7 protein-coding genes and 4 pseudogenes are annotated in these 11581 nt (G+C 37.8%); 8 read left to right on the top strand and 3 right to left on the bottom strand.

From position 1 onward, the window contains the following. Positions 1-1589 precede the first annotated feature (1589 nt). The 8 genes and pseudogenes from H3001_RS17555 to H3001_RS19820 form a co-directional block, all read left to right on the top strand. Complete coding sequence (locus H3001_RS17555; protein ID WP_181215630.1) at positions 1590-2018, top strand: Hsp20/alpha crystallin family protein; 429 nt, start codon at positions 1590-1592, stop codon at positions 2016-2018. Positions 2019-2148: 130 nt separating this feature from the next. Then, the gene (locus tag H3001_RS17550; protein ID WP_449579048.1) at positions 2149-2964 is read left to right on the top strand and encodes an IS256 family transposase; all 816 of its coding nucleotides are present in this window, start codon (positions 2149-2151) and stop codon (positions 2962-2964) included. A 68-nt stretch (positions 2965-3032) separates the two neighbouring features. Then, positions 3033-3373, top strand: a pseudogene (locus tag H3001_RS17545) (transposase); the annotation flags it as partial. A gap of 306 nt (positions 3374-3679) precedes the next feature. After that, positions 3680-4522 (top strand): hypothetical protein, encoded by an 843-nt coding sequence (locus tag H3001_RS17540; protein WP_181215628.1) that lies wholly within the window; start codon positions 3680-3682, stop codon positions 4520-4522. 60 nt (positions 4523-4582) lie between these two features. Further along, positions 4583-5428 (top strand): hypothetical protein, encoded by an 846-nt coding sequence (locus H3001_RS17535; RefSeq protein WP_181215627.1) that lies wholly within the window; start codon positions 4583-4585, stop codon positions 5426-5428. Positions 5429-5440: 12 nt separating this feature from the next. After that, the gene (locus tag H3001_RS17530; protein ID WP_181215626.1) at positions 5441-5692 is read left to right on the top strand and encodes a hypothetical protein; all 252 of its coding nucleotides are present in this window, start codon (positions 5441-5443) and stop codon (positions 5690-5692) included. A 292-nt stretch (positions 5693-5984) separates the two neighbouring features. After that, the gene (locus H3001_RS17525) at positions 5985-9125 is read left to right on the top strand and encodes a hypothetical protein (protein ID WP_181215625.1); all 3141 of its coding nucleotides are present in this window, start codon (positions 5985-5987) and stop codon (positions 9123-9125) included. A gap of 255 nt (positions 9126-9380) precedes the next feature. Continuing rightward, positions 9381-9550 (top strand): annotated as a pseudogene (locus tag H3001_RS19820) (DDE transposase); the annotation flags it as partial. Here the strand turns inward: H3001_RS19820 and H3001_RS19815 are convergent. The 3 genes and pseudogenes from H3001_RS19815 to H3001_RS17510 form a co-directional block, all read right to left on the bottom strand. After that, positions 9533-9745, bottom strand: a pseudogene (locus H3001_RS19815) (hypothetical protein); the annotation flags it as partial. The pseudogenes H3001_RS19820 and H3001_RS19815 sit on opposite strands and share 18 nt — an antisense overlap. A gap of 113 nt (positions 9746-9858) precedes the next feature. Beyond that, entirely contained in the window at positions 9859-10227 is a 369-nt protein-coding gene (locus H3001_RS17515; protein ID WP_181215631.1) for a hypothetical protein, read from the bottom strand. A 250-nt stretch (positions 10228-10477) separates the two neighbouring features. Continuing rightward, positions 10478-11376 (bottom strand): annotated as a pseudogene (locus H3001_RS17510) (IS982 family transposase). Positions 11377-11581 lie beyond the last annotated feature (205 nt).

Here is an 11581-nt window from a genome sequence, read left to right as displayed (position 1 = left end):
AGCTAGCGTTCATCCTGAGCCAGGATCAAACTCTTCATTGTAAAATATCTTTTTACTCTTGCGAGTACTTTTTAATCTCTGTTCAGGAAACCGATTATTTCTTTACTTGATTAAAGTATTGACGGTTCTTTCTGTCCTATACATTATATATAAGACGTTTCTTGTACTACATCTTGTTTGTTTATCTAAAGTCTTTCAAAGAACTATTTCTTTTCGTTTGCTTTCGTTTTGTTGTTGAAAGCGTTTGCAAAGTTAAGTGGTTTATTTTAAACCGCCAAATTTTTTCGAAGTTTTTTTCAAAAAAATTTTCAGGCGGTCCGGATGACCAGGCTTACCCTTTCTCGCTCCCTTACACTGTGTAAGGTAAGATACTCGGTGCAGCGGACTGGAGTCACTCCGACACTTGCACTCTGCTTCAGCATGTCACTGTTTCTAACGTCTTTCCCTCTCGAAAGCGGTTGCAAAGGTACGCACTTTTTCCGGTTCTGCAAGTATCATGCAGACTTTTTTTCTGACTTTTTTCACAATTTGGTTAAAATACGTTGTAAAACAGTGCGTTACGCAATGATTTTTTTTCAAGGAAACCCTGAAGGGAGAAATCCGGTACACATTATTATATATATTATAACAGAGAGAACCGGAAAATGCCAGGAAAAAATACGGAAAACAGCCGATGACAGAAAGACAAAATTGCCCAGGAACAGGAAACAAAGAAGAAGGAAAGTGAAATTTTCCGGGAATAAGGAGGTAGGAAAAACGGTCCGGATGGACGGACTGGACACACAATCCGGCAAAAAAAATCAAATATACATTCTAAAAATCCTGCAATATAATGCAGAAATTCATATCCGAACTGCAGACTATGACAATGTACACATCAAAAAATCCTGCAATATAATGCAGAAATTTATAACCGAACTACAGACTATGACAATGCACACATCAAAAAATCCTGCAATATAATGCAGAAATTCATACCCGAACAACAAACCATGACAGTGCACACATCAAAAAATCCTGCAATATAATGCAGGATTCCACACTCTGACCATGTCCGATTACCCCATAAAAATCATCTTCCGGAAAAGAAACACCACAAAAAAGGAAATATTCCCTTATGTTTTTTCCCACGCAAAACGAAAGATCAGGGAAAAGACCGCCACCTTTCCGGGAAACATCGCCAGCTTTTGAAAAAAGACCGCCACCTTTTCAACCAAACACCTTTATGCATCCAGAAATGTTTCATTAACTTTTTCTGATAATAACGTCATTCACCTTCCCTGATGACAAAAAGAAAAAAAAATGCATCCCCTACTCCATCTTCCATCAACTGACTAATCTGCATATTAAATGACAGATTACACACCACCCTGTCAGAATGACACCTCAGGCATCTCCGCAATATTTGCACAGTGTTAAATCAAAAGCCGATAGTGAAACAAGGTTTAAAAAGAGATTTTCCTAAACCATCCTTTGGCAGAAAAGGCATGCATTTTGCAAATACCCCGGTGAAACGCTGAAGCGAAAGCAGAAGCGGGACAAAATAAAAAGTAAAACAATAAAAAACTAAATAACAGGAGGTTACAACTATGATGCCGATTAGAAGAAACAACAATCAGAACTGGTTACCAAGTATCTTCAACGATTTCTTTGACAACGATTGGATGGTAAAAGCCAATGCTACAGCGCCGGCCGTAAATGTCATCGAGAACGAGGCCGACTATAAAGTGGAAGTAGCTGCTCCGGGAATGACTAAGGAAGACTTCAACGTACAGTTGGCTGAAGACAACCAATTGGTCATCACCATGGAAAAGAAGAATGAGAGCAAGGACGAAGACAAGAAATACTTGCGTCGCGAATTCTCTTACTCTAAATTCCAGCAGACCATGATCCTTCCGGACGATGTGGAAAAAGATCATATCAGTGCTTCCGTCAACAATGGTGTACTGACAATTGACTTGCCAAAGAAGACACAGGAAGAAAAAGAAAAAGCATGTAAATGCATAGAAATCAAATAAAACTGATTTCCAGACTTACTGGTCTGACTTAAAGGCACTATAAAATATTTTGTGTAAATAGAAATACGGGATTCACATCAAAATGAGTCTCGTATTTTTTATTTTATAGATTTGCAAAATGAAGAAGATTATGAAAGAAAAGAATCAAGTAGTGCCTGATGAGATGTTAAGCAAGAAGTTCCTTAGCCAGTTCAAGACAGAAGCGGATGTGAGCAAGTTTCTGAAACAGTTGCATGCCCAGGTGCTGGAGAAGATGCTTGAAGGTGAAATGGATGCCCATTTGGGCTATGTTTACCTTTGTGTCGGACTGAAACAGAACGGCCTGAAGGAAGTCCTTGGCATGTGGGTCGGCAAATTGGAAAGTGCTGCTTTCTGGATGGGTGTTTTGATCGATTTAAAGGCCCGTGGAGTACAGGATATCCTGATTACCTGTACCGATAACCTGAATGGATTTACGGATACTATCCGCAGTGTATTCCCTCAGTCTTCTACCCAAATCTGTGTAGTACATCAGATCATAAATTCCTGTAAATATGTCGTTTATAAGGACAAGAAAGAGTTTACGGCGAATATGAAGAATATCTATAATGTACCCAACAAAGAGGTTGCAGCCACGGAACTTGACAATCTGGAAAAGAAATGGGGAGGAAAGTATCCTTATGCTATACTTTCGTGGAGGAACAACTGGGATGATTTGACTGTTTTCTTCCAGTTCCCGCTGGAAATCAGGAAAATAATCTACACAACTAATCTCATTGAAAACCTGAACGGAAAAAACAGAAAGTACACCCAATCAAAGCTTTCATTCCCTTCGGATGATGCTGTAAAAAAGACCGTATATCTTTCGCTTATGGAGATTGAGAAGAAATGGACACAGCCTATTTCAAACTGGGGCTTGATTATGAATCAATTTATGCTTATGTTTGAAAACAGAATCCAGATATAAGAACAAACTTAAAGCTGAATCCTATTTCCATTTACACAAAATTCTGGACAGTGTCGTTCATTTTCCTAACAAAGGAAACACATATTTCTGCATTGGACGTCGGCAATCTCTATAAGAAAAGATAGTTTGTCGAGCTATTCTTCAAATGGCTAAAGCAGCACCTTAAAATAAAAAGATTCTGAAGCATAACGGAAAACACTGTCCGCATTCAAATCAGTGTAACGATCATCACTTACTGTCTCGTGTCTATTGTCCAACATGATATGCAATTGAAGCGCTCAACTCATGAAGTTTTGCAGATTCAAAGATCTCTCTAACGGATAAAACTAACTTACGTGACCTGTTCGATAAGACTGATTTCAACGATATCAAAGAACTCAATTCTTCCCTATTTCCCAGGATTGTTTGATTACTATTAATTTGTCCTGATTTTAACGGGACACTAATGTATCAATATAGAAATATAATACGTAAACTTAATCATAATTTAACCTTAAACCTCAATGCCTATGAATACAAAAACTGTTCATGTACTTCCTATTTCCGGTAATATACTACCTTCATTAGCTACCTGTTATTGATATATCTTGATTGGAACCCTCCCGCTTCAATGAAAATAAAATAAATGGTATGTTAATGTTACTCAATGATAACATTGTTGCTTAATTTATATTAAGGCTTTTACTTATATTTATATAGAAAAAACAAAATACTTATGAAACGAACATTACTCTTTTTATTATTGAGCCCTTTGTTATTGTGGTCTTGCAAAGGAAATAATGATTGTCCTTCAAATAACTATGTAGAAGCCACTTTTGAACTGACAGGAGAATGGGCAGAAGACTATACAGAATTTGAGTATTTTTTAGATTACATTGGTATAGAAGTGCTGCATGCAGACGGTACACCCTACGCATACGGACTGTTTAATGACATCGCAGTTCCGAAGATCAAATTATGCCCCAATGAGCAATACATCATTAGAGCCATGCTTGTGCCAAATGGCATTGAAATACCGAGCGAAATACATGGTAGTAAAGGAGTTCGTAATATGTTTCTACTGAATACAGTAGACGATAGAAATTATCGGAATGGTTGTGATATAGGAGAAGACTTTATCTATGACAGCAAAGTACACTTCTGGCAGGTGAATCATCCGTTATATTCTTATCCTTATAAGATATACGCTGCATACATCCCCCTGTACACTCCTTCATCGGAACATACCATTAAGCTTGATCTGCAAAGAATGTTCGGAACCATTAAGTTTAAATATGACAAGAAACTTATTGAGGGAGTAGAAGGAGTCTTCTTCATTTTTAAATACGGCGATCCGGATGATTTTACACCATATCTTCCCGCAGAACCAGAACATATATTAAACCTCTCATTTGTATGTGAGCACACCATGCTTTATGGGAATACATGCGGACAGATACCCGAAAAGAACATTGAAGGTGATGTCGGTGTTGACATCGGCAATAAAACATATAGCATTGGCCACAAGTTTGAATTGGCTAAAGGAGATACCGTTACCTTATTTATTGAACAATATTAAACGTAGAATTTTATGAAAATAGAAATTACAGGTTATTAACTTAGATGCCAGTATACAATTATGAAACGAACATTACTCTTTTTATTATTGATTCCTTTGTTATTATGGTCTTGCAAAGGGAATGATGATTATCCTTTGAATGGCTACATAGAAGCCACGTTTGAACTGACAGGAGATTGGGCAAAAGACTATACGGAATTTGAGGATTTTACAGATTACATTGGTATAGAAATACTACATGCAGATGGAACGCCCTACGCATACGGATTGTTTAATGATATAGCTGATCCGAAAATCAAACTATGTCCCAATGAGCAATATATCATTAGAGCCATGCTTGTGCCCAATGGTATTGAAATGCTGAGCGAGGTATATGGCGGTAAAGAGGTTCGCAATATGTTTCAGCTGAATACAGTAGACGATAGTAATTATCGGAAAGGTTGTGATGTAGGAAAAGACTTTATTTATGACAGCAAAGTACATTTTTGGCAAATGGGGCATCCGACATATTCTTATCCTTATAAAATATACGCTGCATATATTCCTTTGTACACACCTTCATCGGAACATACCATTAAGCTTGATCTGCAAAGAATGTTCGGGACTGTCATCTTTAAGTATGATAGGGGTATTCTTGATGGAGCAGAAAACGTTTCATTCAATTTTAAGTATAGGGATCCTGAAGACTCTATACCATCTTTACCTGTAAGTATCCCAAAACATATGTTCGACCTTTCATTTGTATGTGAACATCATATGTACTATGGAAATATATGCGGACAGATACCCGAAAAAAACATTGAAGGTACTGTTGGTGTTAAAATCAGCACCAAAACATATTATATTCAGCGTTATTTTCAATTAGGAAAAGGAGATACTATTGGCATATTTATTCAACAATATTAAATTCAGAGTTTTATGAAAATAGAAATTACAGGAAATTTCAACTTGAATACTGGCGCCGTATATACTTACACCGCTAAATTGGATTCACCGGTAGAGTCAGACAAAAATCTGCAAGTGTCCTTCTTTGGAGGGGATCCTGGTTTGTTTATTATATCTACTAATCCTTATCGGTTTACTAATACCCTTAACGTTAGTATACCTAAAGGGAAAAAAGAGTTTAAGTTTACTATTATTTGGTTAAATGAGGGTAATACAGAAATTTGAGTAACCGATCCAAGTAGCGTAGGTTCACCAATAGTTACAAAAGAAGTAAAGGTTACTGTTAAAACAGTTCACACAGGAACCGTGCCGGAAAACTATGAAATAAATGATGTAATCAGGATTATGGTAGAGGTAGGAAAACTGCCGGACAAATGTACCTTGCGACCTGAGTGGGAATATGATACAAAATTTACCAAAAAAATAGGTGAGATAGAATATCTGCAAGAGCATGCATATCAGCAATTTAAATTATTAAAATGGGGAAATAGTTTATTAAAATATAATATCACTGTATTTGATAACACTATGGGGGGTGGGATATGTGTATTGTAGAGGAGATATTACATTGATAGTACCATGCCCATATAGCATAGTAACTACAGAGAAATTTACCTGTCCTAACTCAACTATTACATATAAAATAGAAGGCTTACAAGGTGGTGACAAAATTGAATGGAAAGAGGAATGTAAAAATGCAAAACTGTCTTCTGGTCAAGGCACAAACACAGCAATATATATTGCACAAGCTCAAGGGGAAGTAGAAGTTTCAGCTATGATTTCATATAGAGGAGAAACCGCAAATGTTTCAAATAAAGAAGTTTGGGCTGGAAAACCAACAATCAATACAGCTATTGAAACAACCCATGCAATGACAGAAAGGATTCCCGTGACTATAGATGCCTCCAATGAATTCTTTCATTATAAAGGAGGTATATCTTATGCTATTGAAAGTGAAAATGCAGCATTTGTTACTGTTACAGAAACAGAAAAAAAATTTAAGATTGAAACTACCATACCTGGAAATCAGAAAGGTGAAATCAAACTACGTCTGAAAGTATCAAATGACTGCGGAGAAGTATCAAATCTCCATACTATAACATTTGATACATTGCCTGGATTGGAGCCAGCCAAAGCCATAGATTTATTTTCTGCTAAGGAGCATGAGTTTACATGTGGAAGGACATATGACATGGTAAAATATGTGGGAGACCTGCAAACTTTCCAAATGTTCTTTACTTTTACCTTGGAGCGTAGAGCTACCATCATGTATATACGCCCATTTTGTATAGAAGAGAAGTGTTTGGGATTCAAAATATACGACAGACAGGATGAGGAATTGAAAACACCGTTATATTTACATGAAACTTCATCTACTTACATGACCATAGAAAATATGCCATCAAAAGAGTATATGATGGTCGTGGATGTAGAGCGTAATCACTCAGACGAGTTGCAAGTCATATTAAATGGCTATATAGGGGGTAGCAGTCCAACCCGCCCTTATGTAATAGAACCGGACGAAAATGGCTTTGAGTTTAGTGACTGTAGAAATACGGAAACGTATTATCCCGGCTTCTACTATAAGAATGAGCAAGGCGAATCTATTGGTTCGGTAGCCGGAACCAATAATACTTATTATATCCTTACACTGGAAAAGCCCATGCAGCTGATACTCCATACAGCCTGTTCGAAGGTTAGTACAGAGTTCCACATCATGCAAGGAGAACCTTATGACTGGAAAGTGCTTTATCATGAAACAGGAGGGAATTATAACATGGAAGAAATACAAGCCGATCCTGAAGTTTCGGATGAATTGAAATCCATATTGTTGAAATCCCTCATGTTTGGGCAAACATATATAAAACGAATTTTCCCTACAGGTGAATACCGCTTTGTATTGAACGGAATCAAGAAGTCAAATGGAGGACTATTTAATGGAGAACTTAATTTTAATGTAATAGGCCTGCCCATAGCTGAGAACTCTTTTGATTCTGCATTGGAATTAGGAAAGTTTATTGAACATGAATTTCAAATCCAAACCCTTCTACGTAATATACAAGCACGCATAGGAATGGGAGTAAAGAAAATATATTACCATCTAACTAAAGATAAAAACGCGGACTTGGTACTTACTCCTCAAAATGGAAGTACTTATCTTCCTGTAGAACTGTATAATGAAAATAAGGAAAGAATAGCTTCCTTTGAGATGGGTACAGAAGCCTTCCGATTGGATGATGTAATAAGCAATGAACTCTACATTGTTGTAAACATTGAGAATGCTCCCGATGATGTATTGGAATTAGGCGTAACAGGAATAAGAAGAGGTACAGATTCGTCTAGGCCGTACAATTGGGGAGTATTTAAAGAGAAATTTACCGTAGAGGATAAGGTCGACACGGCTGACGGAGCTTATTATGAATCTTTTCGCTATAAAGACGAAGGCGGAGAATACCCTGTAATTCGTCCGGAAGCCAATCATGTGTACTATAAGTTGAGTATCAAGAAAAGAATGCAGCTTATCATCCATACAGCACAATCGGATTTAGGAGTCATGGAACTGCACATCATGCAAGGTGAACCTTACGACTGGACAGTTTTGCTCTACAATGACGGGGGCGACTTTACACCGGAAGAAATCGCGAACGACCCTCAACTGTCTGATGAATTGAAAAAAGAACTTGCAACCTTACGCTCCGAACAGATTTATATCAAACGGATTTTTGAACCGGGAGAATATAAACTGGTATTGAACGGACGAAAAATTTCGAATGCCAGCAGATACAACGGAGGAATGAACCTGCACGTGATTGGACAGTTTATAGAAGAAAATTCATTCGATACAGCCTATGATTTAGGTACTTTCAAAGAACATGAATTTAACTTCAGCCGAATCATCCGCGACATACAAGCATACAAAGAATCGGGTATTCATAAATTGTATTATCAGTTCCATATAGAAAAAAATGTCAATTTTATATTAAATGCCAACAGTAAGTCTTCTTTCCTGCCTATTGTTCTTTATAACTCCAATAAGGAACCTATAGCCACTTCTGAAACAGAAGAAGGAATCCGCATTGAAGACATGCTGGGAGATAGATTCTATTTTACTATTGATATTACCCTAATGGCAGAAGATGAACTGACTATAGAAGGAAAAGGCATGTTCCGGGGACGAGACCCTTACATTTCCTATAATTTAGGAAGACATGATAAGGACTTCACCATTTCGGACACAATTAACACGGCTGATGGGGGATTTTATGAAACCTTTAGATACACAGATAAAAATGGAAATCTTATCTATTCAGATGAACCGGCAGCGAATCATGTATATTATAAGATCACACTGCAAAAAGAAATGCAACTTATTATACATACGACATACTCTGAGCTCCCTCTCACCGAATTGCATATCATGACAGGAGAACCCTTCGGATGGCACATATTGTATTACAAAGATTACGGCTGCGAAGGTATTGAGCATGACCCAGATATCCCAGATGAAATCAAACAGAATATTGCATTCGGACAGATTTGTGTAAAGATTAACTTACCAGCAGGAGAGTATAAATTAGTACTCAATGGAACCAAACGGACAAACGGCGGAATCAGGAATGGAGTACTGGTTACAAACATAATAGGCAAGGCTATCTAAAACCAACCAAAACCTCCCGTAAACTTCCACAAAAGCAAATTTATGGGAGGTTTTCTTATTTCATATAGTAGTATACAATAGGGACATCCAGAAAATAGTATAAAATTAAACAACTAATTAATACACAAAGCATTGCGAATTTGTTGTTTTTTTATATCTATATGTATCTTTCCCTCGCAAATAAGGTTTGGCAGCCCAAACTGTAATCCCCTGTTTGGGCGTATAGAGGAATATGCAGAGGTGTTTGAACCACACCTAGGACACAGGAATATATTCAGCTCCTGCATAAAGATTGCTGCATGGTCCAGGAGACCTACACCGGATTCTCCGGCAGACAATTGATGGAACATCAGAACGGCAACATACACTACCAGATGTTCTGCGGAATCATGAGAGTTCCGTCCTTCCCCATAACTAACTACAAGAAAGGCTGCCACGGTCATAATGGGACATGACGTCCCCCGTGATGCCGTCGCGTACGCACTGCTCATCCCCCTTTTCGCTTTATGTTTCTCATTGTCCATAACAGAAATGACACTCACGTCCACTTGAATATACTCACTGGAGAGTATCTTCTGTTTGAGCAGGCTGTACAGCAGCTTGAGTTTCTCCACCGCCATTTCATACCATCCGCACATGGTAGATTCGCTTATGCTGATTCCTGATTCGCGATACTACTGTATTAGACGGTAGAACGGGAGATGATACATGAACATGCTGATGATAATGTCGGTCAGAACCGAGGAGCCTGCCATACATTTACTGATCTGGACAAGAGGAGAGGGTGAACTAGAATCTGACTTTCCTCGGGGTATTTCTCCATATCGTATTTACTTATCACTTTGTGACGGACGGTCTTCAGGATATATACTTTTGCCGGAACACGTTCCAGGCGTGAACTCTCTTCCTTTCCGATTTCAATGAAATCATCCTTAAGCCTGCCTTCCCCGTCTGTTGTTCCTTCGGGGTAAAGATCAACAACTTTTGTTGCAAGAGAAGATATATCCAAGGGCTTGAGAGCCGACTTCTCCTTGACTTTTATGATTCTGGTGATTTCTTCTTCACTCTTGCGAACTTCCTCCTCCATCCGGGATATTTCCATGGAGGACATTTCTTCTTTTGAGAACAGAAGAAGCTGGTTGGGATCAAGCGGAAGAATTTTTCGTTCATACGTCTGAAGATTTTTTCTAGAGCCAGTACAGCGACTGCTCCAGTGAAGTAACCTGCTGATAAGCATCAGCTCTATCCTGGCGAAGCGTTTCAATCTCTTCCAATAAGGCTTTTTCCTGTTCTTCTGTAAGCATCTTTATCTCATTATTTCGCAATGTAAATAACGTGAGTTCGATATAAAATCAAAAGATAGTAAGTTGCCCGTCATTGATAAAATTAACATCAATGGCGGGTTTCTTTTCAAAGAAACAGTATGCTGCAATAGCCGACAAAGAGTTAGCAATGAAATTGTTGAATGAACGGTGTCTGGAGTGTTCTATCTGTGCTATGTTCTTCAATTCATCATTGACAGTTTCAATCAAAGCTCTTTTTCTAAGTAGAATCTTGTCGGCAATACTCATTAGAGAATTCTTCATGTTATTTTTAACTTTAGTGATAAGCTGTATGCCGTTAAGAAAAAGGTTTTCGAATAGAGCCTGACCGATATATCCCTTGTCTGCACATAGTTTTCCTTTGATGTTTTCCAGGAACTTTCCTCCTTTCAACGGTTCCCGATTATCCACATTCCCGGGAGTAAACATGAAATTGAGGATTTCACCTTTGTCATTAATAATCAGATGAATCTTAAATCCGAAAAAACATCCCATAGAACATTTTCCACGTTCGGCAAGTCCTTCGAATGAATCAATATCCTTTGATTACGGCAAACACGTAAGGGAGTGGAATCAACAAAGCTGATGCCGGTACAGGTTCCTAGCAGGACTTTCTTGATGAAAATGGTCAGGGGAAGCAGTACTTCCTTTTCCAGTTCAATAAAACGGTTGTAGGACACCTGACGCGGAAACAGGTATTTCAGATGTTTGCAGATATATTCCTTGTAATAATGCTTGAAGCAACGAAAACCACCGGAATGAAACAGGATAAGAATCACTATAACTTCAGCATCGCTCATGCCGTTTGGTTTGTTTCGATGCTTGGTATTCTTATCTTCAATCATATATTTTTCCTGTTGTAACGCAAATTCCTTGCAAAAATCATCTGCCATACAATAAATCTCTGTAATTTTAGACTCTGTGAACATAGTGGTCATCGTTTAAATGTTATAATTGGACACTATAAATTTAATACTTTTACTGCTATGTTCTTATTTTTCAATAAAAGAGTTTATATCGAATAATTGATTAAAGCGTTCTTTGACTTATCTTTGTGGTCTAAAAAGTTCAATTGATGTATTATGACAAGATTCGCCACCGTCATAGCCAAGTGCTTGCAGCGACAGGATTAAC

The sequence above is a fragment of the Phocaeicola faecicola genome, assembly GCF_013618865.1.
Taxonomy (GTDB): Bacteria; Bacteroidota; Bacteroidia; order Bacteroidales; family Bacteroidaceae; genus Phocaeicola; species Phocaeicola faecicola.
This window is presented reverse-complemented; position numbering and strand designations above follow the sequence as displayed.